The organism is Paenibacillus sp. FSL H7-0331, assembly GCF_001956045.1.
This window is the reverse complement of the sequence record NZ_MRTH01000049.1, coordinates 25,916-50,733: the sequence shown is the minus strand read 5'-3', so window position 1 is coordinate 50,733 and position 24,818 is coordinate 25,916. Positions and strand designations below refer to the sequence as shown.

The following is a 24,818-nucleotide window of genomic DNA, read 5'->3' as shown; positions in this document are numbered from 1 at the left end:
GTTGCTCCCCTTTGGGAAACCAGTTATACTGCAAAGCCAGGTAGGTGCGAATCATGGATTCGTCTTCGAAGAGCAAGTGATCGATTTCCCCTTGATCCAACTGCTCTTTCAACTCAGGCAGCGTCACTTCGCGGAACTGTTCTTGTTCCTCTGGATTGGCGTTGACCAGTGAATACGTAGCTTTTGTGTAGCTAAAACCCAACCGCGCCAACAGCTTGGAAACACCCTTTTCTGTAAACGTCTGGTCAAATTCTCGCTGGATCCATTTCCTAATGATGTTCAGGGTCCAAGTGTACCGGGCTTTGAATCCAACGTCGGCGGGACGCAGATTCGTGATGGTAGTCTTCACTTTGTCTTCTTGTTCTTCGGAGAGTTTTTTTGGACCTCCAGGCGAATGTCCAAGATCCAGACCCAGCAATCCTTGGTTACGGTAGGTGTTCCAATACGTGCTGACGGTTTGGTATGTCCGTCCTAAGATACCCGCGATTTCCGTTAACGTCCGTCCTTCCAAGTGAAGACGTACAGCGAGATAGCGTTCATACATCCGAGTGCTATTGGTTTCTTTCATTGCTGTTGCTAGTATCTCTAGTTCGTTTTCTTTTTTCATCTCTGATCCCTTCCTTTTCGGTCTTTTCTACATCATTACCCGAATTGGTCGGTTGTTTAAAACACGAGTTCATTCTATATACATTATGGGACCGAACGGCCAGCTGCTATATGGAAACGATATCGGTCGGGGGCTGCGTCCCCAGCTATTGGATTTGTTAAAGGGCTGGACCCCTAAGAAAAATGAATTGCGCTACGACAAGCTGAGATTATCCAAGGATCGATTCGGGGATCGACGTTTCCCTCGAGGATATAACAAACCTTTAGATCAGGCGAATACTCAGGAGATTCGTTTGCTGGCAGCCGGAAAAGCGATTATGCAAGGAAATAAGCAGATCGGTACTTTATATGTAGGCAAAAACATTTCCTATAACTACGAGCTGTTTAATTGGTTATTGTATATTTTTGGTGGATTGGCTGTGCTTTTTTTTGGAATTGCCCTGTATATGAGCCATATCATGTCAAGACGGGCGATGATCCCGATTATACAATCCTATACAAGGCAGCGAGAATTCGTGGCTGATGCGTCGCACGAGTTGAGAACACCGCTAAGTGTCATGCTGTCGTCCATCGATTCACTGGAAATGGAACAGACGGAGGAGACGGATCCGTTTGTGCGAAAGCTGCTGGTGAACATGAAGGATGAGGTCAAACGCATGACCAGACTGGTTAGTGATCTGCTGCTGCTGGCTCGTTCGGATACGCCGGAATATATTTTGCATTGGGAAGCTTTTGATTTGGAGCCTCATGCCCAAATGATTGTGGAATCCATGAAAAATTTATCCGGTTCCAAGCAAATTGATCTGCAAATGGTTGCCTCAGGTAAGCTTGAAATCGAGGGAGATGTGGAACGTTTTAAGCAACTGCTCATCATCCTGCTGGATAATGCGTTGAAGTATACGCCAAGCGGCGGTAAGGTCACTTTGAGGCTGTCACTAAATGCCAGCGAAATCAATCGCAAGCTCATCATAGTTGTTGAAGATAACGGTATTGGGATTGCTGAAGAAGAACAGAAGCAAATATTTCTGCGTTTTTATCGCGCGGACAAATCCCGTTCCCGACAGATGGGCGGACATGGTCTGGGGCTGGCTATTGCGAAGTCGATTGTAGATGCCCATCACGGTACCATTGATGTCAGCAGCACGCTCGGCGAGGGAACGAGCTTCACCGTAACATTTCCGGCGGCCAGGAGTAGATGAGTGGAGTGGGATGGGATGAGGTTGAAGGCAAAGCAGGTAACCTGAGGCGGCAGTCTTGAGGTACCTGCTTTTTTCATACATGCCAGAACGTGTAAACGGCCTTACTATCAGCATATTTCAACACCAATGCAATATAATGTTCAATTTCCACAGAATGGGTAATAAGTATTATCTCGCGTGTTTGTTCATCACAATCCATGGATACCATCCAGATACGAACGCCGCACTTATTACATAGGCTTTACTTGTCCATTGCTTGACAAAATCGATTTATTGGGGGAAATATGTATGAAAAAAAGCTTATCAGTTATTGTATCTCTGTCCGTCGTGTTCTCAACTCTTGCTCTGGGAGGTGCGGTATCTGCCAAAACCTCTGCGGATTTCAATGATTTGAAGGATCTGGATGCTACGACGAAAGCCAAATTTGATTCATTGATCAGTGCGGGAATATTTGACGGTGTCAGTGAAGGCACATTCGGCTTGAAGGACAAAATGAACCGTGCCCAATTTGCTAAAGTAGCCGCTTTGATATTCAAGCTGAAGGTAGACAATACGCTGACAGCCTCCACCTTTACGGATGTAAAGGCAAGCGATCCGGCCAACGGCTATGCTTTACCTTATATAGAAGCTATCGTGAAAGCGGGGATAACTGACGGATTCGCGCCAGGTCAATACAATCCCGCAGGTGAAGTAACGAAAGAGCAGTTGGCTGCATTCCTCATTCGCGGATTGGGTATGGAAAACCAGGTAAAAGCAACAGCTGGATTGAACGACCCAACCATATCCACCTGGGCTCAAAGCTATGCGGCTTTGGCGATCAGCTTGAAGCTGCTTCAGGCGAATGCGGACGGTACGTTTGGCGGCATGACACCGGCAACGCGTGATTTGCTTGTGTTATCCTCCTATGAATCGTCCCAGCAGTATAAGCCGATATTTAGCGGCAAGTATGGGATCGTTTCCTTCAAGGCGAGTAATTCCAATGCATTCACGGTTCAATTCAACGGTGCCCTGCCTGACACCTCGGCAGCCAAGCTGATCCTGACTCGTAATGGTTCACCGGTAACAGGTGGATATACAACCAGTTGGAATGATGATAAAACAACAGCGACCTTGACTTTGGATAATAAATGGGATGCGGCAGCATGGGGCGTTACGCTGGATGGCGTATCGAATCTGGATGAGTCGGCCAAATCCGCTCAATTTACAACGACTGCGGAACAAATCACGGGTATCAGTTTCCTGACCGCTGGCGATACGCTGCCTAACGATAAACGGATTCGTATTGATTTTAAAGCAGCTAATCAGTATGGTGGCCAATCCTCTTTATCGGCGAGCAATTTTAAAATTTATGCCAGCAAAGGTACAACAACGGTCATTGGCGGGGAGCAAGCCTTTTATCTGGATTTACCTGAAGGGACGGTTAAGGGCGAAGGGGTATCCATCACGGTCATCTATGAGTCAACGAGTATACAGGGCAATAAAGTATTTCAAATTGGGGACAAAAGCACCGTATCCAGGCTGGAGGTCGGGCAGCTCGTTGATGATTCCGGCAATAAGCTGGCTGCGATTGCTTCCAAGGGCTACGCTTATCTGAATGTGAAGGCCTATGACCAATACGGCATTCGTGTGGAAAATAAAGCCGATTTGAATGCAGGTATTGTGGTGCTGACGAATGATTCCGATCTGGAAAAAGGTAATGAGGGCGAGAATCTGGCCTTTATTGACAATGTGATCGGGGATACGGCCGCAGATCTGAAGCTGCGCTCAATATCTGATAAAACGAAGGAGGTTACCATTTCCCTTATTGCCAATGGTTCGGGTCAAACCTATACGAAGATAGTCAAGATATCCGGCAACCAATCCGCAGCAAGTGTGGCATTTGGCGCTTATAATTACAGCTTGTCCAAGGGTGATGTGCCGACAGGGGATGAAGCGATCGATGCGAAGTTTTATGTGCCGATTATTGTAAAGGATTCCCAAGGTAATCAACTGACGCCACAGGAAATTTATGATCAACGGGCCAAATTCAATATTTTCTCCAACGGTGGTGTAACACTGGCTGCTGATCCTATATCCAATAATGGCTCGCATAAGGGTATGATCGCAATTACAGGTGTGATCAACAAAGATAATTCAACTATCACCATCCAGCTCAAGGATAGTCCGGATGTGAGAGCCCAGCTGACATTAAACGGCAATGAAGAGCGCAAGGCTGACGACATTCGCTTCTCAATTACACCAGCCAAATACATGACTGCCGGTACTAATAATGAGTTGAAAATCAAGCTATATGACCAATTCGGCGGCGAGCTCAAGTACGATGCTGCTAATCAATATGTAGTTCGCTACTCCTTGAAAGCCAATTCAGGAGATGCCGCAACGCTTGGCGCTACCAGTCTTGCAAGCACGCAGCGGACGGATCAGGCTAACAGCGCCTCGCCGCGAAAATACATTTTGCAGCCGATGACATTGGGTCAGGAGGTATACCTGGACTTTAAGCTGGCTCATGATTCATCCGATATGAGTGTGGATTCCGTGTTTGATAAATCATTCAATTTCTACACCGGAACTGGCGCAAAAGCTGCGAATTATTTGTTCAAGGCTTCCTTGTTGAAGGCGGATACGAATGGCGGCATTGCTGTGAATGGGGTTAACTATGCAGAAATTGATTCGGTTTCAACGACAATGAGCGTTATTGACCCTAATGATTCTGCGAATAAGCTGACCTATGAAGCCTATCTGGATCATTCAAACAATACTTTACTGGCGACCGATGATTATTTGAGCACAGGATCAGGGGCAGCAGGAGCGAGCAGCGTCTATGACAACTACCGCGGATTTGCCAAGGAAGTCAAAATTAGAGCTAAGCTGGATAATAACGAGATCGTCAAGGTGCCATCCTCCGTTGTTTCGGTTACGTCCAGCAACAACCAGGTGGCGGATGCAGCGAGCAAATCTGCCGATCAGAATGGCAGTCGGTTCGTTGCCGGAGGCAAAGCGGGAACAGCCCAGCTCAGCATCCTGTACAACAATGGCCGGAATGAAATTGCCAATTCGAAGATCGATGTAACCTCGAAGAATGAAGGTCCGGTTGTAGGCAGCATCGTGCTGAACAAGACAGGCAAGGAAGTTGCCTTGGCGGAGCTTCAGGCAGGGCTGTATATCTGGGATACGAAGCTGGCTGAGAAAATAACGGTTACTGATCAATACGCTGGTGAATTTGTAGCAGAACGTGCACCTGGGGCTTTGAGTGAGGAAGCAGCTGTTTCACGTAATGATTTGTTTAAAATTGGAAATACAGGAACGAACGGTAATGAGGTACTGAAGCTGAGCTTCTTTATAAGCAACGTAGTAGGCAGCAAGCCAAGTGCTGTTACTATAGATAAAATGGGTAAAGTTCAATATACAGGTGCTGCAGGCGACGTAACCAGCTTTAAAATTAACATTGTGGCACCAAGCAGCCAAACGGCCTCCTTTGATGTCAGTGTAAAATAATCGGTACAATCCATACGGAGGAGCGGTTGAGATGAACGGAGTTCATTTGGTGATGGGAACACCGAATGCTTATATGCAGGAGGTGGGATTGATTCATGCAGCTGGCGAATGGATTGCCAAATGGGGAAAGCGGATTTTTATTGTTACAGGCGCAGCCTCTTGGGAGAGCGTGAATAAGAAGCTGACCGCGAGTCTGGACCGAGCCGATATCGTCTACGCATATGCTGTCTATGAAGGGGAATGCTCTTATAATGAAATCGAGAGATTATCCGCTATGGTTCTGGAAGGTACAGAGCTAATCGTTGCGGTTGGAGCGGGTAAAGTGACGGACATCGCCAAAAAACTCAGCCACGATCTGAAGCTGCCCTTCATAGCAATTCCTACGCTGGCAGCTACATGCGCGGCGGCCACGAATTTGTCTGTGATGTATACCGATGAGGGGCATTATTATGATAGTCAAGTATTTCTCAATAATACGCTGCTGGTACTGATCGATACGGATGTTGTGGCCAAAGCCCCACCTCGTTATTTGATTGCAGGGATAGGCAGCACGTTGGCAACGTGGTATGAAGCATCGGCTTGCTCCATTGATAAGCGGCATAATGTACCGACAATTAGCGGGCTGCAAGCAGCGAAGCTTGGCTATGACACCATAATGAAGTATGGAGTAACTGCGATAGAAGATGCAAGGCAAGAGAATGCATTATTTGCATTGCAGCAGGTCGTTGATGCCATTGTATTATGCGGCGGTATGGTCAGCGGCTTGGGTGAGGATAACTGTCGCTGGGCTGCTGCTCATGCGATCTATAATGGCTTGATAACTCTTCCCCAGCAGCAAGCCTTACATGGAGAAATGGTTGCTTATGGCACATTGGTGCAATTAATATTGGAGCAGCGTCAACCAGCGGAAATAAATGAACTGCTTGCCTTCTATAAGCTTATAGGTTTGCCAGTCAAGCTTCACCAGTTGGGCATAGACTATCCGATTGAAGAGGCAGAGAAGGAACATTGGATGAGCGCAGTGCTCTCTGCAGCCGGGACGATCGGAAACATGCCTTTTGAAGTGACAGCCGAAGCTTTAACAATGGCCGTGGAGCAGCTGGAGAAGTGGGAATAGCATCAAGTAACAGTCCTCGTTGTTGTTCGTGGCGGGGCTGTTTGTCTATCATTCGAATGCAAGGTGGTATACAATAAAGTCCATCATGGATTGTGCTAACAGAGGGAGGTTTCAGCATGGAGAATCAACCGCGGTTTAATGGAATGCAAAAAACAGTGCTGATCCTGTTCACCGCGCTCGCTCTGATCGGGTTACTGTGGATTATTCGTTTGATCGCGATAGATGGCTTCCTCCAAATAGGTATTCCGCAGGTTTCGGCGAACGATACGAGTCTTACCCTTTCCTTGGATAATGGAGATATCGTAAGAGGGAGTAAAGGGATCATAGCATCAGGCAGCAAGCCGGAGTCTAAGCTTAGTTTGCTCATTGATGATGTGAAGGTGACAGCCAAACCGGTTATGCAGCAAAAAGCAATGCTCACCTTTGAAGCTGATGGGATGAAGTCAGGCGATGGGTTTAAAAATTCGATATGGGTGAACGACAAGCTTGCCTATACCTTTGATAAAAATATTGCGGGATTTACCAAATTGACAGTTCCCATCAACGCGGAGCTGCTGCAGCAGGGAAATAATAAAATAACGCTGCGTGCTGGCAGCAAAAAAACGCCTGATGACAAGGAGGGTGAACGCGATGTGTGGAAATTCCGCGCCCTGAAGTTCGAGCTTGGGGACGGAACGGTTCTGGATGATCCGAATTATAAGACTGCTACTGTGTATACGGTCGGGGCTGCTTCTGGCGCGGCACAAGATCCAAGCACGTTCCAAAAAGAATTTAATTATGTGATCAAAGACGATAAGTATCGCAGTGTCTATTATTTGTGGGATACGCTGGAACTGCCTGAAACCAATCATAAGGTCGAATTAATCGCTGAGGAGGGAACGAGCAAAAAGGCCAAAACGGTTATCGTTCAAGTCGATAATACCGCACCGGTTCTTGAGGTCGTTTCACCTATCGAGGGCAGAACCTACAAGAATCGAATTGCTGTTAATGTCAAATCCAATGATGCGATATCGGGCACTGCTTCTGTTGTCGCCAAGCTGGACGGTAAGGTGATCGAGCTGCCGGCCGAGCTGCAAACAACTGAGCTGCCGGTTGGTGCGCATAAGCTGGAAGTAAGTACGACCGATAAAGCGGGTAATGAGCGCAGTAGTGCCGTCAACTTTCAGGTTTTGAATGAAACGCCTGAGCTGCCGAGCCAGCCTGCACCAGCCGATCGTTCTTCAATTTCAACCGCTGAGCTGAAGCTAAGCGTACAGGTGGATGATTCGACCAAGGATCCGTTAGATGTATCCTTTTACAAAGCTCGGCGTTACGATTTGAGCGAAACGGGCAATCACGAGGCATTAACCCATGCCGTTGATCGGGAGCCGCCGCTCGAATTGGTACCCCAGGGTGAGACTATGATGACTGATGAGCAGCGATCCTTGGTTGCCGTCAAAGATGGTCAATATCTGGTTAATGATAACAAAGAGAAATTTCCGTATCACCGCTTCACCTTTGAGGTGGGCAACGATCCTTTAACCGATTCTGATATCGTCTGGACGGGACATTCGCTGCCTGATCGACTGGTCACTATGTATGTATGGAATTTCGATACGCAGCTATGGGAAGACATAGACTCTAACAGAGGGACAGAGGACTTTACGTTAAGAGGGAGAATCAAGCCAGCTCAGATGGTGCGCGGCGGCAAGGTGGAGGTGCTTGTGCAGGATCGTATTCCGACGACAGGTGAGTATGATTTTGCCTTTCTATGGATGACCGATACCCAGTACTATTCGGAGTCGTTCCCCAAAATTTATGATCTGATGACCAAGTGGACCGTTGATCACTGGAAGGAAAAAAAGTTCAGCTATATGGTGCATACAGGGGATATTATCAACAATTGGAACAGCAAGACTGAATGGGAAAATGCTTCAAAAAGCATGAAAACCCTTGATGATGCTCATATCCCTTATGGTATCGTTGCAGGTAATCATGATGTCGCTTATGATGTCGGCAATTATGAGGAGTTTTGGAAATATTTTGGCCGCGAGCGGTATATCAAGCAGCCTACCTTTGGCGGGGATCTGAACAATAACCGGGATCATTACGATCTGGTTTCGGTCAAGGGCAACGATTTTGTTATTGTTTATCTCGGTTGGGTGATCGATCAAAAAACGTTCGATTGGGCCAATAGTGTGCTCAAGAAATATGCGGACCGCAATGCTATAATCGCGACACATGAATATTTGAAACCAAGCAAAGCCTATTATGGTCAAGGTCGTGGGATTTATGAGCAGCTCGTAGAACCGAATCTGAATGTGTTCATGGTGCTGGGCGGTCATAATCCGGGTGTTGCCTATAATATTAAGAAAATAGGGGACCGCAAGGTGCTGGAATTGCTAAGCGATTACCAGAATGGTCCTGAAGGCGGACAGGGCTATATGCGTTTCCTGCAATTCGATTTGCAGAACAAGCAGCTATTCGTCAATACGTATTCACCCTATTTAAATAAGTACAACTTTTTCAAACCGGACGAGGATGAATTCGTGCTGCCGCTGAATCTGAAACCGATTGAAAAGCAGGTGGCAACCGATTATATCGGTATTTATTCGAGAACGAATGAGCTGATCGGCAAAGCATCGAAGGTTCCGAGCGGAAGCACGGCGACAGTTCCATACCCGAATACGCAGCCGGATGAAAGCTATTCCTGGTTCGCGATAGCACGGGATGAATTTGGAGGCTTTAGCCGATCGGATGTATGGTCATTTACAACCAAATAAAGATGCGAAGAACAGCCACAGGGCCTACTCTGTGGCTGTTCTTCGTGCTGTGAGTCGTATTCAGCTTGACAGTGCCGCTTGTTAACTTCTTATTGACTTGTGATTACGCTTCATCTACGATGAACGCAAACCAATTGACTTAGCACCAAATAACAAGCTGTACAGCCATTCAGGAGGGTGAGGCTATTTTTATGAAAGTAAACTGGCAAAAATGGTGGTTTTCGATATTCACCAAGCTGCTGGCGATGTTCTTTATTGTTGTGCTTCCAGTTTATGCTTTGGCGATTCAGATGAACGATCTGGGTGCTCAAATTGTAAGGGATGAGGTGTCCAATTCGCTGCTTTCGCAAATCCACTTTTACAGCAATTCCCTGAATAAGGAAATCGATCGCATGGTCAGGCTTCAGCGCGAGTATGTGAATGACAATGATCTGACCTCGTTAAGCGTGATTGCAGAAGGCTTGACCTTCTATGAGCGCACAGCGCAGATGAAGCAATTTCAGCAAAAGCTGGAATTGATGAAAAGCTCAGGTATTTACGTAAAAAAAGCAAGCGTTTACATTCCACCGATACAGCGGGTAATTTCGACAGACGAGCTGTCGGAGGCGTTATCCCCAGAAATGACGAACCGTTTGAAGGTTGAACGCGAGCTTCCCCATACTTCACCGCTGCTGTATAAGGACGGTGCGTTGTTGCTTCGTGAATATTATCCGAGTTTACCTGTTTCTGCCCAGCGTGATCCGTTATTTGTACTGGAGACCGAGGTTTCTGTAGAAGAATTGCGGCATTTTTTGCGGCAAATTTCCGGCTCTAAGGGCGGGGCAGCGCTGCTGCATACGAGCTGGATCATTGCAGGCGATCAGGGACAACCGGAGCTGGAACCGATAGCGGCTAACGTTCGCAGCTGGGTGACGAACAAGGGAGAAGGGACGCAAGGCATCGAGACGATCACCTTGAACAAGCAGAGCTACATTACCGCTTACGAATATTTACCGGATACCGATACGACACTGATGGTTTATATACAGGAAGCGGACCTGCTCGGACCTCTCAACAAATATAAGAGCTACATCATCCTGATGTCGATTGTCACCGTGGTGCTAATTATTTTCGTTTCGTACTGGGTGTATAAGGTTATTCACAAGCCTTTGACCAAAATGGTTCGTGCCTTCCGCAAGGTGGAATCGGGTAATTTGTCGGTCTCCCTGCATCATAAAAGCAGAGATGAATTCAGCTACTTGTATCATCAATTTAATGTAATGACGGCGAAGCTGAATACGCTTGTCTACGAGGTTTACGAGCAGAAGCTGCAAACGCAGCAGGCTGAGCTTAATCAGCTGCAGTCCCAGATCAATCCGCATTTTTTGTATAACAGCTTGTATTTACTGTACAGGATGACCAAAGCAGAGGATTACGATAACAGTCTGAGATTCACCAAATATTTGGGTGATTATTTCCGCTACATTACGAAGAAGACGGGGGATGATGTTCGACTTGCCGATGAATGGCATCATGTTCGGATGTATATGGAAATCCAGAACGTCCGATTTTCCAATCGTGTTCAGGTGAGCATTGATGAGCTGCCGGAAGCGTTGCTTTCGTTTCAAGTGCCACGACTTATTTTACAGCCATTGGTAGAGAATGCCTATAATTATGGGCTTGAGCACACGATCACGGATGGCAAGCTGTCGGTAACGTTGGAGTCGCGGTCTGAAGAACTGCGGATTATTATTGAAGACAACGGAGCGGGAATGTCGGAAACAGATCTCACGAATTGGCGGAGCCGATTATCCTCGAAGCAGGTGAACGCGGAGGTTAGCGGCATTATGAATGTGCACCGCAGGCTTCAGCTGAAATTTGGAGAACAATCGGGAATTACGCTGTCCACCGGACTGCAGGGAGGACTTCAGGTAGTTATGAACATTCAGATGACCAAGGAACAGGAGGGACAACATGCTGCACTTGATGCTGGTCGATGATGAACCGTTAGCTGTCGATTACTTGTTCGATGCGATACAGGAATGGAAGCAGTATGAGCTGACGGTGACCAAAGCCTATTCAGGTCTTCATGCGATGGATAAAATGAACGATATGCGTCTGGATATTTTGCTCACCGACATCAGAATGCCAGGCATGAATGGTCTGGAGCTTGCGGACCGTGTACGAGAGCAATGGCCACGCTGCAAAATCATTTTTTTATCGGGCTATAATGACTTTGATTACATCCAAACCGCCATCCGCAAAGGCGGAACCGATTACGTTCTCAAGACCGAGGGTGATGAACTGATATTTCAGGCTATAGAAAAGGCAGCCCAGGAAATCACCACCGAGCTGATGGAGGGTGATATCTCGCTTAAGGCCAGACAGCAGCTTCAACAGGCACTCCCTGCCTTGCGGCGTGATTACTTGTTGGAGCTGCTTCGTGGTGAGGGAGATTCTGTGGCTGTCCGAGCAAGAAGGTTTGCTGAGCTTCAGATCGGATTGGATGCCGAGCAGCCAGTATTCGTGGCCTTGGGCCGTGTGGATGATTGGAGAGAGTATGCTTCGCTATCGGACAAATCGTTGATGCTCTATTCGATTCAGAACATTGCCAAGGAGTTATTGGCTGACAGATTTGGATTTCTGTTCATCCCTTATGATAAATTCCGGTTTGTATGGCTGATACAGCCCAAGAGCAGCAGTGATGGAGAGGCTTCTTCAGCTTCACCTGAAGAATGGGAACGACTTGGCCGATTTGTGAGAGGAACCTCGGAGTCTATCCAGGAAACGTGCAGCAAGCTGCTGAAGCTGCCCATTTCGTTGATTATGAGCTCTGGGTCATGCACATGGGAAGAGGCGGCCCGGCAGATCGATTCACTGAAGCTGCTGTTAAGCAGCGGCTGGATAAGAAGCCAGGAAATGCTGATTACCGAGTCGGGCTCATCCGAGACAAGCGGGGAGCGATCCAGTCGTGCTTTCTTCGCCGAGACCGAATTCCGCAATCAGCTGCGCAAGCTGGATCTGCTTGAACCGCATCTCGATAATGGAGATAAGTCTCAATTTGTACAGCTGTATGAGGACATTACCCGGTTTGACGAGCTGGCTTTCACGGAGCAGAAGATCACCTATTTGACTTTGGAAATATTCAGCCATTTATCGGCTTTTTTTCTTTCCTATTTGAACCGACGCAATCTGACGGACAGGATCGGTCCGCAGCTGCAGCTGGACACTTACATACAGCTGGAAAACCATCGCTCCTGGCAGACGGCACTGAGCTATTTTTGTCGATTGGGAGAAACGATAGCGGAGCATAACAGTCATGTTCAGGAAGAAAAAACGACGGATATGATTCGGCTCATTCATCAATACGTGCACGATTATATTAATGAAGAGCTGTCGTTAACCCGTTTATCCGAGGTTGTGTACCTGAGTCCTCCTTATTTATCCCGTCTGTACAAGCAGCTTACAGGGATCAATCTGCTGGACTACATTACAGAGGTTAGAATAACGCGTGCCAAGCACTTATTGAAAAGCACGAACCTCAAAATCCACGAGATCGCAGCTGAGGTTGGTTTTGACTCGGCTCCGTATTTTACCCGCTTATTTAAAAAGATCACGAACAGCACGCCGCTTGAGTATCGGGAATTATGATGGAATGGGAAGCTGGCTTACCAAGCAGTTTCCTTTTTCATAATATCAGAATTTATTAGTTTCAGCAGAGCTGAATATTCTGATATTGCAAGAAAAGCTACATTTAAAACACGGATGTATCTTCTTCGAATAGGCTTCGATCAGAAGTTTTTCTTATATCCATTTGCTATAAGGACAGCATCAATCTTGTCTAATTCACGAATTGGATAAAATAAGATAACGATCATAAGAAAGTCCCGTATGCTTCGAGGCGGGTTCGTTTTACAATCAGGATAGTAAGAATAAATATCAAGGGGGAACGTTCATGAAGAGAATACAACGCAATTCACTCATTATGACAGCGCTATCAATTCCACTGCTGTTGAGCGCCTGTACCTCAACCAAAGAGGCGGCAGCACCAAATACTACACCACCGAGCTCTACACCACCTGCAGCAGCAGTGGATAACAAGCCTGCAGATCCGATGGGTAAATACAGTCCGACGATTGAGGTGTCTACAGTTCGTGCGATAGATGCGAGCTTCAAATTTGCCGAGGGAGAGTCGCTGGATAAAAACATTTGGACCCCCATTATGGAAAATGATCTGGGCATTAAAGTCAAAAACCTGTGGGTTGTCGATGCCTCCCAATTTTCACAAAAGCTGAACGTCACACTTGCTTCAGGAGAGCTGCCCGATTTTATGGCGGTTGACCGGGTGGTCATGCAGCGTTTGATCGATTCCAATTTGGTGGAGGATCTGACCACGCTTTACGATAAATACGCAACCCCGTTTACCAAGGAAGCGCTGCTTAAGGATGGCGGTGCCGCAATGAAGTCTGTTACCGTGAACGGCAAGCTGATGGGGATTCCGCAGACATTTGAGAACAATGGTGTAGCCTCCGCCAGCATGGTTTGGATCAGGACGGATTGGATGAAGAAGCTCAATCTGGCGGAGCCGAAGACGATGGACGATGTGTTGAATATTGCCACGGCATTTGCCAAAAACGATCCGGATGGCAACGGCAAGGCCGATACGATTGGGCTTGGTGTGAGCAAGGATATTTTTAAGGAAGCCAATAACGGGGTCACGCCTGCTTCACTGATCGGACTGTTCAATGCGTACCATGCCTACCCGACATTTTGGGTCAAGGACGCCTCCGATAAGCTGGTATACGGCTCGGTGCAGCCGGAGATGAAGCCAGCTCTGGAAAAGCTGCAGCAGCTCTATAAGGATGGCGTGATCGATAAGGAGTTTTCCGTTAAGCCTTGGAAAAAGGTAGCTGAGGATGCGGCGGCAGGTAAGCTGGGTGTAGCATTCGGCTATGTGGCGGATGCGACGACCTTCTTCAAGGACAACCGCAAAAATGATCCGAAGGCGGATTGGCAGGCATTTCCGATTACATCCGCAGACAGCAAACCGGTTATTCTACAGGCTAATGATGCCGCGACTTCATTCTTTGTCGTGAAAAAAGGCAGCAAAAACCCTGAAGCCGTAATCAAATTACTGAATTTGTACAATAAACGTTACTTTCAGACCGATTACAGCGGCTCCAAAAATCCTTTTATTATCGATACAGCAACCGGTATTTACCCCGGAAAATATTTCCCAGTGCTCATTAATCCGGCAGACTTGAATATCAATGCCCATTTGAAGGTGGTAGAGGAGCTGAAAAACAAAGGTGATGGAAGCAAGCTCGACTTTCCGGCATCGCTCCACTTCAGCCGGGTAGCAGGCTTTCGCAAGGGTGACGACAGCCTGTGGTTCTCGGAGCGGACCTTTGGTCCTGAGGGTTCATTCGGTGTCATCGCGACCTATTTGAAAAACAAGAACTATCAGTTCAATGCCTTCACCGGTGCCCCTACAGCTACGATGGTGGAGAAGGATGCCACACTCCAAAAGATCCAGAACGAAATGGTAACCAAAATTATAATGGGGGCCGCACCGATAAGCGATTTTGATAAATTCGTCAAGGAATGGAAAAGCCTTGGCGGCGATGCAATTGAAAAGGAAGTTAACGAGTATTACAGCAAAAATAAATAATACAAGGGGGCTTACGGGGAGGTTGTGCCCGGCCCCTTTCCTTCGAAATCAAGTCTTGAAGCATAAGGGAGTTGAATGGAAATGAATACGAAATGGAGGCTGCAGCTTCCTCTGCATTTGATGATTATTCCGGGTTTATTGCTCGTACTCATCTTCAGCTACGGTCCTATGCTGGGCATTATTATTGCCTTTCAGAAATTTAATCCGGCCAAGGGAATTATGGGTTCACCTTTAGTCGGCTTCGATAATTTTGTGTATGTCATGAAGCTTCCGAGCTTTTATCAGGTTATCTGGAATACGATCTATATCGCGGTAATGAAAATTATAGCGGGGTTAATAGTTCCATTGACTGTGGCTGTGTTATTGAACGAAATGCGGCGAGAATTTGTGAAGCGTATGGTGCAAACTCTCGTGTATTTGCCGCATTTTTTATCGTGGGTTATCCTGAGCGGGGTTCTGGTGGACATCCTGTCGCCTTCTTCCGGGATTGTGAATCAAGGCCTGCAGTGGCTGGGTATAGAGCCGATTTTTTTTATGGCGGATAATCACTGGTTTCCCTTTACACTGGTGCTGTCCAATGAATGGAAGGAATTTGGCTTCAGCTCAATTATTTATTTGGCAGCCATTACGAGCATTAACCCGTCGTTATATGAGGCAGCTGTCATTGACGGTGCTAATCGATGGAAGCAAACCTGGCATGTGACTTTACCCGGCATGGCTCCGATTATTGTGTTAATGGTCACGCTTAGTATAGGAAATGTGTTGAATGCCGGATTTGAGCAGGTGTTTAATTTGTACAGTCCGGTTGTTTATGAAAGCGGCGATATTATCGATACATTTGTTTATCGAATCGGGATCGTTGATGCGCAATATGGCGTTGCAACGGCCATAGGACTGTTTAAATCAGTGGTTTCCTTTATCCTGCTGTCTACATCTTATTTGATGGCTTATCGTTTCGCTAACTACAGAATTTTCTAGGGAAGGGAGGAAAGCGTAATGGTTGAGCATCCGTCGTGGTCCCGCAGACTGTTTATTATCTCGAATTATGTGCTGCTGGTCGGCTTGTCGCTCTTATGTATTTTACCGTTGATTAATGTATTTGCGATTTCGCTCAGCTCCAGCTCTGCTGCGGCAGCAGGCTTTGTCAAGCTGTGGCCGGTCGAATTTACATGGAAGGCTTATGCGTTTATTGTCCAAAAACCCGAGTTCATACGCTCGCTTGTGGTAACGCTGCAGCGTGTGGCGCTGGGTGTTACCTTGAACATGGTGCTTGTTATTCTGGTTGCCTATCCGTTATCCAAGGATGCCAAGGCATTAAAGGGAAGAACGTTATATGCGTGGATCTTTGTGTTCACCATGCTGTTTAACGGTGGTCTGATCCCGTTATATATGACGATTAAGGCGCTTGGCCTGCTGGATTCGATTTGGGCACTGGTTCTGCATCATGCACTGCCTGTGTTCAACATTCTGATTTTACTTAACTTCTTTCGCGGACTCCCCAAAGAGCTGGAGGAAGCAGCATTTATGGACGGCGCCGGTCATTGGACGGTGCTGTGGCGAATATTTGTCCCGCTGTCGACGCCGTCTCTGGCGACCCTGCTGCTATTTTCCATTGTTGGGCAGTGGAATGCCTGGTTTGATGGCATTATCTTCATGAATTCACCGCATAATTATCCTTTGCAGAGCTATCTGTATACGGTTATTACGGCAGTAGATACGTTATTGGCAGGCAGTGTTGATATGGAGATGCTGGCTGAGGTATCAGATCGGACTGCAAAGTCTGCACAAATTTTCCTCGGAGCACTGCCGATTTTGTTAGTCTATCCGTTCATCCAGCGTTTCTTTATGAAAGGGATTGTGCTTGGCAGCGTGAAGGAATAAAGAAATGCAAGGACGTAATGTTAGAAGCTAAACAACTCCGATAAAGGATGGGACTCATAATGGGGAATAAATCATTAATCGTCGATGCCGATGTGCACAATGGAATGAAAAGCTTAAACGAGCTGCTGCCATTTCTCCCGCGGGTATGGCACGAGCAGTGGCTGGAGATGGGAATTGGAGCGGCTCGGGTCTATTATTCAGCAGTCGGCGGAGCCATGAAGGACGCAGTCCCGGAGAATGGTGGCGGACAGGGAAGTGACCCGGAATTTATGCTGAAGCACCTGCTTGAGCAGTATCATATCGACTATGCGATCCTGAACTCCGGAATTGAAATCTCCTTATACCCGGACCCGGATTATGCCAACGTGGTTGCCTCCGCCTGGAATGATTGGATGTCGGAGCTGTGGCTAAAGGCTTCACCGAAGTTTCGCGGCTCGATTCTGATCAATAATACAGACCCGATTGCTGCTGCCAAGGAGATTGATCGAATGGCTTCTAATCCGAATATGGTGCAGGTGGTCATGACGAGTGCATCACGGATGCTGCTCGGTCAGCGTTTTTTTCATCCGATTTATGAAGCGGCAGAACGCAATGGGCTTCCTGTAGCCGTTCACCCGGGAGGTGAAGGACGAGGGATTTCCCCGTCCCCGACGAACTCAGGATATCCGACACGTTACTTTGAATGGCACAACATTTTACCTACTGGCTATATGGCGCATGTGAATAGTCTGGTTTGCGAGGGTGTATTCGAAAAATTCCCGCAATTAAAATTTGTTGCCATAGAGGGCGGCATATCCTGGCTGCCTCACCTGATGTGGCGGATGGATAAGAATTTCAAGGCGCTTCGATCCACCGTGCCTTGGTTGAAGCGTCGCCCTTCGGAATATATTCGTGAGCATATTTATTTGACAAGTCAACCGATTGAAGAGCCGGATGATCCCAAGGAGCTGCTGCAAATTTTCCAAATGATCGGAGCCGATAAACGGGTGATGTTTTCAACAGACTATCCGCATTGGGATTTTGATAACCCGATGATGGCGCTGCCGCCGATGCCACGTGAAATGAAAAGGCGTGTGATGGGGGAAACCGCGCAGGAGTTATATCGATTACCTGCTCTTGCGGCTGAAGTGGAGGAGGTGCATGAGTCTTGAATCCATATTTTGCAGCTTCTGAGGAAGAAGTTATGGCACTAGGTAAAAAAATCGTCGTCATCAAAAATATGGAGATTGGGATTTTCTATGTGGGTGGCCGTTTCTATGCGTGGCGCAATCTGTGCCCGCATGCTGCTGCACCGGTGTGCAAAGGGTTAATTAACGGAACCACGCTGCCCAAGGACGTTTACGAATATGAATTCGGTTATGAAGGCCAAATCCTGCGCTGCCCTTGGCATGGATGGGAATTTGATTTGACCGATGGTCGTCATCTGGCACCTGATTCCAGCGCCAAGCTGCGGGGTTATGAGGTTAAGGTAGAGGATGGCAGCCTGTATCTAATGATGTCTTGAGATATAACCTGATACGAGGAGATAACTTTATGAATAAGAGAGTTATTGTCGATATTGATGTTCATCACGCATTGAAGAGCAGTGACGAGCTGCTTCCCTTTCTGCCCAGAACGTGGCACAACGAATGGAAAGCGATGGGAGTCATTCCCGCACACTATTATTCTCTGATTGGAGCGTATAGGAAGGATGCCTATCCAGAGTCCGGGCCACCGGGAAGTGACCCAGCATTAATGAAGAAACAGCTTCTGGATGAAAATGGCATTGATTATGCGATTCTGACAACGGATGCAATCAATATTTCGGTGTACTATAATCCCGATTATGCCAATGCGGTTGCTGCTGCTTACAACGAATGGACAGCTGGTTATTGGCTTCCGGAGGATTCGCGCTTCAAAGGCTCGATCCTCATTAATAATAGCGACCCTGTAGCCGCTGTAAAGGAGATTCATCGCTGGGGCGATCATCCCGATATGGTGCAGATTGTGATGCCAAGCGCCTCGCGGACCTTGTATGGACAACGGATTTTTCATCCGATTTATGAGGCTGCTGAGCAGTATGGACTCCCGATAGCGATTCACCCTACTGCCGAGGGGAGAGGGATTGCACCAGAGCCTACCAATGCCGGTTATCCGACCAGGTACATGGAATGGCATGCAGGCTTAAGTCTCAGCTATATAGCCCATCTGATTAGTCTGGTTTGTGAAGGCGTATTTGAGAAATTCCCGGGCTTTAAGCTGATTGGTATGGAGGGTGGAATATCCTGGCTGCCTAATGTGATATGGACGTTGGATAATCACTACAAGTCGCTGCGATCCTCAGTTCCTTGGCTTACCAAATATCCGTCAGAATACATTATTAATCAGGTTTATTTAACGACCCAACCTTTGGAGGAGCCCGAAAAGAAAGAGTATTTCCTGCAAATTCTGGAGATGATCCATGCGGAGAAAACACTGCTTTATTCCTCGGACTACCCGCATTGGGATTTCGACGCGCCCAAAACCGTCGAATTAAGTCTTCCGAAGCATTTGAGAGTACCTGTTATGGGTGAAACAGCATTGCAGCTGTTCGGTTTGAAACGACCTGTCGGCAAGGAGGCAGCCGAATGAATCGTCATTATATAGCTACGTTGCAGGAATTACGGGAAGCAAGGAGCAAGCTGGTCGTCCTTGAAGGGCAGGAGATCGGGGTGTACGAGGTTGAAGGTGAAGTCCATGCCTGGCGAAGTGTCTGTCCTCATCGGGGAGTAAGCATATGTAAGGGGTGGGTCGGCGGTACCAATCTGACCTCCCAGGTCTACGAATATCACTATGACAGGGATCAGCAAATATTGCGTTGTCCCTTGCATGCCTGGGAATTTGATCTCAAGACAGGACAATTTTTACTGGATGCATCGGTTAAGCTCAAAAGATACGAAACAATAATCGAAGAGGACCGTGTATATGTGGTGACAAGCTCGAAGTCTGGATCTGGAATATCATCGTAGAGGAGGGACGGAATGCAGCAGCAACAGCAACAGCTTGAATGGCATAAGCATTACCGATTTGCGGATTCGGTCGTCGCACCGAATCGTCCATTCGACGGCTCGCATCTTCCCAAGGGAAGTGCAGCAGCAGTGATAGTCGCTCCTGCTAATATAGGTACATCCACAGTGCTGTACTTTACAGGCAAGCTGCCAAAGGAGCCTATTCAAGGCTTGCGAATCACGTTTGCGGTCCATGTCAGAGAGGAAGTAGAGCTCGAGGCTTTTTTGTATGAAAGTGGGGAACGACTCGGTCTGTTTGATGTCAGATATGCTTATGCCAAGCAAATGTTCGAAATCCCTGTTACTCCTGACGGGGGAGAACGAATATTTCGCGAAGGCGTGGGCTTGCGGATGATCAAGGGGACAGAAGATGTATGGTTATTGTGTGGTGAGGGCGAGGACTGCGCCGTATTTTCCCCACACTTACTGCTGGCTCCAGCCCATGCAACGAATCGTTTGGCATTATTCACATACCATCTCCAATCTCAGGCCTGCTACCACCGCTCGGGATGGATGGAAGGCTGTGTGCTGGATGGACTGTACGATATGTATCGTTTTACGAAGGACACTCACTATCTATTGGCTGTCGAGCAGCATTTGAAGCTGTTTGTGGACGATAACAAGGAAATCGAGGAGCCTACTGGACCGCGAGTGAAGAACGGTAAAATAGTTGCTGATGTGATTGAACAGACATTACCCTATGCAGTATTGGCTAAAATACAACCAGATCATCCGGTTATCGATTCACTAATCGCTTATTGGCTTGATTATCAAAGAGCAGATGGTTCCATATACGATCGTGAAACCGATACGATTACCGGTGAAGGCGTTTATACGGTAGGTTATCCTATAGCAGCTATTGCCGCGGCACGCGGACGCGACGATCTGGCTGAGCTCGCCTTAATGCAGCTATGGTCACGCAAAGAGAGGTTGGTTACGGAGCGTGGGATTTATTTGCGTGCAGATGCCGAGAATCACTGCTCCTACCTGAATTGGGCCCGTGCCTTAGCCTGGTATTTGCTCGGCGCTGCCAGAATGTTAATCGAGCTGAAGGCTTGGAATGACAACAAACCCAGTACCCTCTATCAGCAAGCGGCAGCAGAGTTCGTCCGTTCAGCTGGATTTGCGGCGTCTTTACAGCAGGAAAACGGCCTATGGACCGTATTTGCTGACGATTCGTCCACAGGTACGGAAGCTGGGGGATCTGCTGGAATTGCTGCGGCAATGGTGTTGGGCGCAAGAGAAGGGCTGCTGGAGGTCAGCTATCTGATTCGCGGGGAACGGGCCTGGATTGCTCTGCAGGAATATTTAACCATCGATGGGTTCATAAGAGGAGTTTCCCAGACCAATCAGGGCGGTGAGGAATTGCAGCGGAGCGGCTATAGGGTCATGTTTCAAATGGGGATGGGGCTGCTTGCTCAGCTAGGAGCAGCGCTGAATAAGCCTTGTAACTGAAATAACTTGGATGCCATACAAAAACGAAAGAACCTTCCCCACGAAGTGAAGTGGATCGGAAGGTTCTTTTGCTTATATTTTAGCTATTAAACAGCTGTCCCAGCAGCAGCTTTATCTTTTCCCATGTCGTTGGAGCAGGAGCGACTGTGGACTGTCCTGTCACCGTATCAGCAGAAGCTGTTGTAAGGGAAGGGTCCTGCGTTGTAAGATTTGCAGCGGATTTCTCTGCATCGGTCTGACCTACGGCAATCAAGGGTGCTTCGTCAATTCCAAGATCCTTATAGCTAAGGAAATCCGTGTAGACTCCATGAACGCCCATTCTCATCAGTTTTTTCACATCTTTGACCTTATTCAAGGAATGGACGTAAGTGACTACACCGATATCGTTTAAATCCTTGATGAAGGACTTGGTAGCTCTTTCCTCAGGCATAGCAACCACATGGACATCGTGCTCTTTTACATATTGAACCACCTCAGCTGGCTCCATGGAGGTCAAATACAGCGAGAAAATCACATGTTTGAAAGGGATTATGTCACGAACTATATCCAACATTTCTGGAGAATAGATTTCGGGAATAAAACGGTCAAGAATTGTCGGATCAATTCGATTGGCTGTATCACGAATCACTGTGAACTGCTGTTTGACCAGCTCAGGATCGGTTTCCTTGGTGTCGGTAATAAAGTAGACATCCGGATACTTTTTGCTTAAGCGGGCTACATCGGCAAAAGAAAGCGGCGTGTAGTTTTCAAGAATTTTATAGCTCTTGAACTCTTTAAGCGTTAGCGGCTCCTCCAGCTTGTTAGCAGGTATATCTTGCTCAAATTTGGTAGCCAGATAGCCCATCCAATCATGACGGGCAGCTAACAGGCCGTCCTTGGTAATCGAGAAATCAACCTCGAACAATCGCTGTCCTTTATCATAATTCGTTTGGAAGGCTTCAAGGCTATTGGTGTAATCGACCCCATCAATGCCGCCAAGGGCATGGGCGATTAAAGGGAAGCGGGTCCAATCTTCATTCACAGCAGGTTCTGCTGCAATTGCGGGAATCGCTTGTGAGGATATCAGGATCGACAGTAACAGTGTGAATGGGATACATGCTTTTAATATGCGTTTCATATCATTCTCCACCTTTCTTAATGGTTATTAACTCCTATCCGATTGTATTGCTCTATCTCTCTCTCTCTGGGGCCTTCGTTAATTGTTATTACCCATTTGAAGCACAACTGTATGGATTAAATCGCGAAAGTAACACATTTTACAAATTTTTTACAACTGCATAGGGTGCTTTTCCCTCTGAATGCTTACGCTTCTTTCAGCATAGCAAATCAGATTGAACGTTAAGTGAAAGCCCGCTGAATGTCTACTGAATAGAGACTGAATGTTTGCTGAATGCGGTAGTCAGCTTGTATCGCCGATTTCTGGAGCTCCTTATTCTTGGTAGGGTACGGAAAAATGTGTTAGTATAAAAGGAACTTTGACATGTGATGAAACTGTATTCAGCAGGCTTGATCCTCGCGGTTGAATATGGAAAGGAAGTGCAGCAGCATGCACACGAAACCTCGTGAAAGCTTGATGATAAATATCAGAACTATCAGATTCTTATTGCTAATCGCCGGACTAGTCCTGCTGGCAGGATGCTCGTTTGGAGCGCCAGCCGCTAATCCTGAACTCAATAATGGACAACCAGCAAAGCCTGATACAGCGCAAGTCACGCAAAAACCATTTCGATTTGTTGTGATGGGAGACAGCCGCGGGTCGTCCAATGGTATTAATGAAGTGACGCTGCGCGGTCTTCTGGATAAGATCAAAGGTTTACAACCTTTGCCCGAATTTCTGATGTTTACCGGGGATCAGGTCGTTGGGGGCTCTGACGTTGGCAAACAGTTGGGAGCATGGTCCAGGCTAGTCAGTGATTATTTTCCGATGACCTCCGTCTATCCGGCACTCGGCAACCATGAGCATGATGAAAAAATATTTTCAGAAGCTTTTTCGATGCTGCCTAAGGAGCAGTTGCCCGGCTATGGAAAGACGGTGTATGCGTTTGATTATGGCAATGCCCGATTTATTACATTAAACTCTGATCGAAAAAATGCCGCAGATCACTATGTTATTGATGAGCAGCAGCGGACGTGGCTGGAAAATCAGCTGAAAACTAGCAGCGACAAACATATATTCGTACAATTTCACGTACCGGCTTATCCGATAGGCGCCCATTTGGGAAGCTCTCTGGATGCTGAGCCTGCAGCCCGGGATGCACTTTGGTCGCTTTTGGATAAATATAAGGTAACGGCTGTGCTCGTTGGCCATGAGCATAACTATAATCGTAGAAAAGTGGACGCAAGCTTTGACGGCAGTGGATACCATTTTGACAACACAATTTATCAGCTGACGATAGGTGGAGCAGGTGCGCCTTTGTATAATGGAGGCAAGGAAACCAAGCAGGTTGTGGTTGGCCCCAAAGCAAGCTATCATTACATGGTTATCGATATTGATGGCAGTAAAGCAACCTTTAAAGCTTATGATTTACAACAAAATGAAATTGATGCGTTCACAGTTGAGCGATAGGAGCGTTGAAGCATGAAAATAGGTCCACAGTTCCGGGACTTGGCGGTCGCACAAGGGTTTATTGCGGTTGTCTTGTTTCTCCTCATCCCGCTTGCCAACGCATTTGGCGGACCGAGTGCTAATCGATTAGCAGGTATCCTGCATGGAGTAGGGGCTTCTATGACGCTTCTGGTAGCTACCTATACGTGGCATGCCTACTATATGTACGTTCGTGGTGCACAGGGGGCACGATTGAAGCTGGAGCGGCGGCTGCTGGTCACCAATCTTCTGGTGCTGCTGACCGTCATTATCGGTAATTGGTTGTATATCGGCTATCAGTCGCCAGAAGGTGCTGCCGAGTGGTTTAAGCTGCATCTGCCATTCGGCCATTGGGTAGTCATGGAATATAAAGAGTTTGTCTCGCTGATGGCGATTCCCTGTGGGATTACAGCCGCTGTATGTCTGCGGAGGTTTGCTTCCAGTGGTGACGGTGGTCGCGAAGTTCGTTATGCTGTTGGTGTCCTGCTGTCGATGATGTGGCTAACTTTACTGATCGGATTTGTATTTGGATTGGTGCTGTCCAAATGGAAGGGTGTCTGATGAAATGGAAACGGTGCACGATGAAGGAGATTTTGATGACATGGTGACAAAAGGAGGCGGCACATCGCCTCGTTCCGGTGAGGTCGTCGCGGGTATGCTGGCTGCTTTACTCGGCATGGCTGCTTTAACAGCTGCCCATTGGTGGAGTGCAGCTGATCCTGCTGCGGCCAATGTATGGTTGATACGGTTAAGCTCATGGCTGCCAGGTGGATTGCGTATTGGTCCCTACGGTGGCAAGGAAATCACAGCGCTCACTGTCTGGCTGGGAAGCTGGCTTGTATTATTCATTACACTGAAATGGTTTGAGCTGCGCTTGCGGTTCTGGACGGTGTTGTTTACGATCGGAATGATGATACTTCTCGTACTGCTGTGGCCGCCTGTATATCACAAAATTTATGGTTGGCCGACTTGATTCGATCTGAACGGATCGATCCTTATTGATTGGTTGCCGTCTGTTAGGCGGAATTTATATAAATAGCTAT

19 protein-coding genes are annotated in these 24,818 nt (G+C 47.3%); 17 read left to right on the top strand and 2 right to left on the bottom strand.

The features are described from left to right. On the bottom strand, nucleotides 1-607 hold a 607-nt coding region (locus tag BK127_RS37150), incomplete at its 3' end, for an IS630 family transposase (protein ID WP_144026671.1). Nucleotides 608-659: 52 nt separating this feature from the next. Between BK127_RS37150 and BK127_RS37145 the strand changes: the two genes are divergently transcribed. The 14 genes from BK127_RS37145 to BK127_RS37080 all read left to right on the top strand — a co-directional run bounded on the left by BK127_RS37145 (nucleotide 660) and on the right by BK127_RS37080 (nucleotide 21,191). Then, nucleotides 660-1,805: a sensor histidine kinase gene (locus tag BK127_RS37145; protein ID WP_256711608.1), complete on the top strand. Its 1,146-nt coding sequence runs from the start codon at nucleotides 660-662 to the stop codon at nucleotides 1,803-1,805. Nucleotides 1,806-2,093: 288 nt separating this feature from the next. Next, nucleotides 2,094-5,300, top strand: coding sequence for an S-layer homology domain-containing protein (locus BK127_RS37140; protein ID WP_076237728.1), 3,207 nt, complete (start codon nucleotides 2,094-2,096; stop codon nucleotides 5,298-5,300). A 31-nt stretch (nucleotides 5,301-5,331) separates the two neighbouring features. After that, on the top strand, nucleotides 5,332-6,417 hold the full coding sequence (locus BK127_RS37135) for an iron-containing alcohol dehydrogenase family protein (RefSeq protein WP_076237727.1): 1,086 nt from the start codon (nucleotides 5,332-5,334) through the stop codon (nucleotides 6,415-6,417). 116 nt (nucleotides 6,418-6,533) lie between these two features. Continuing rightward, nucleotides 6,534-9,179 carry a metallophosphoesterase gene (locus tag BK127_RS37130; RefSeq protein ID WP_076237726.1) on the top strand — a complete coding sequence of 882 codons (2,646 nt, stop codon included), beginning with the start codon at nucleotides 6,534-6,536 and terminating at the stop codon, nucleotides 9,177-9,179. Between the two features lie 191 nt (nucleotides 9,180-9,370). Next, nucleotides 9,371-11,158, top strand: coding sequence for a sensor histidine kinase (locus tag BK127_RS37125; protein ID WP_076237725.1), 1,788 nt, complete (start codon nucleotides 9,371-9,373; stop codon nucleotides 11,156-11,158). Then, nucleotides 11,133-12,809, top strand: coding sequence for a response regulator transcription factor (locus BK127_RS37120; RefSeq protein ID WP_076237724.1), 1,677 nt, complete (start codon nucleotides 11,133-11,135; stop codon nucleotides 12,807-12,809). The genes BK127_RS37125 and BK127_RS37120 overlap by 26 nt, the downstream gene beginning before the upstream one ends. Before the next feature lie 304 nt (nucleotides 12,810-13,113). Then, on the top strand, nucleotides 13,114-14,829 hold the full coding sequence (locus BK127_RS37115; protein ID WP_076237723.1) for an extracellular solute-binding protein: 1,716 nt from the start codon (nucleotides 13,114-13,116) through the stop codon (nucleotides 14,827-14,829). A gap of 81 nt (nucleotides 14,830-14,910) precedes the next feature. Beyond that, nucleotides 14,911-15,807, top strand: coding sequence for an ABC transporter permease (locus BK127_RS37110; protein ID WP_076237722.1), 897 nt, complete (start codon nucleotides 14,911-14,913; stop codon nucleotides 15,805-15,807). 18 nt (nucleotides 15,808-15,825) lie between these two features. Further along, nucleotides 15,826-16,710, top strand: a complete 885-nt coding sequence (locus BK127_RS37105) for a carbohydrate ABC transporter permease (RefSeq protein ID WP_076237721.1) — start codon at nucleotides 15,826-15,828, stop codon at nucleotides 16,708-16,710. Nucleotides 16,711-16,769: 59 nt separating this feature from the next. Next, entirely contained in the window at nucleotides 16,770-17,861 is a 1,092-nt protein-coding gene (locus BK127_RS37100) for an amidohydrolase family protein (protein WP_144026670.1), read from the top strand. Then, entirely contained in the window at nucleotides 17,858-18,214 is a 357-nt protein-coding gene (locus BK127_RS37095; protein WP_083689876.1) for a Rieske (2Fe-2S) protein, read from the top strand. The genes BK127_RS37100 and BK127_RS37095 overlap by 4 nt, the downstream gene beginning before the upstream one ends. Before the next feature lie 29 nt (nucleotides 18,215-18,243). Next, entirely contained in the window at nucleotides 18,244-19,320 is a 1,077-nt protein-coding gene (locus tag BK127_RS37090) for an amidohydrolase family protein (protein WP_076237719.1), read from the top strand. Then, the gene (locus BK127_RS37085; protein WP_076237718.1) at nucleotides 19,317-19,697 is read left to right on the top strand and encodes a Rieske (2Fe-2S) protein; all 381 of its coding nucleotides are present in this window, start codon (nucleotides 19,317-19,319) and stop codon (nucleotides 19,695-19,697) included. The genes BK127_RS37090 and BK127_RS37085 overlap by 4 nt, the downstream gene beginning before the upstream one ends. Nucleotides 19,698-19,709: 12 nt before the next feature. Continuing rightward, nucleotides 19,710-21,191 carry a glycoside hydrolase family 88 protein gene (locus tag BK127_RS37080; protein WP_076237717.1) on the top strand — a complete coding sequence of 494 codons (1,482 nt, stop codon included), beginning with the start codon at nucleotides 19,710-19,712 and terminating at the stop codon, nucleotides 21,189-21,191. A 79-nt stretch (nucleotides 21,192-21,270) separates the two neighbouring features. Here BK127_RS37080 and BK127_RS37075 read toward each other — a convergent pair whose 3' ends face one another. After that, nucleotides 21,271-22,308 (bottom strand): phosphatidylinositol-specific phospholipase C/glycerophosphodiester phosphodiesterase family protein, encoded by a 1,038-nt coding sequence (locus BK127_RS37075; protein WP_076237716.1) that lies wholly within the window; start codon nucleotides 22,306-22,308, stop codon nucleotides 21,271-21,273. Nucleotides 22,309-22,737: 429 nt separating this feature from the next. Here BK127_RS37075 and BK127_RS37070 point away from each other — a divergent pair, with 429 nt between their 5' ends. From BK127_RS37070 to BK127_RS37060, 3 genes are read left to right on the top strand one after another with little or no spacing between them, the layout of a single operon-like run. Then, nucleotides 22,738-23,757, top strand: a complete 1,020-nt coding sequence (locus BK127_RS37070) for a metallophosphoesterase family protein (protein ID WP_083689875.1) — start codon at nucleotides 22,738-22,740, stop codon at nucleotides 23,755-23,757. A 12-nt stretch (nucleotides 23,758-23,769) separates the two neighbouring features. Next, the gene (locus tag BK127_RS37065) at nucleotides 23,770-24,336 is read left to right on the top strand and encodes a hypothetical protein (protein ID WP_256711607.1); all 567 of its coding nucleotides are present in this window, start codon (nucleotides 23,770-23,772) and stop codon (nucleotides 24,334-24,336) included. Between the two features lie 4 nt (nucleotides 24,337-24,340). Continuing rightward, on the top strand, nucleotides 24,341-24,748 hold the full coding sequence (locus BK127_RS37060) for a hypothetical protein (protein WP_256711606.1): 408 nt from the start codon (nucleotides 24,341-24,343) through the stop codon (nucleotides 24,746-24,748). Nucleotides 24,749-24,818: the final 70 nt, after the last annotated feature.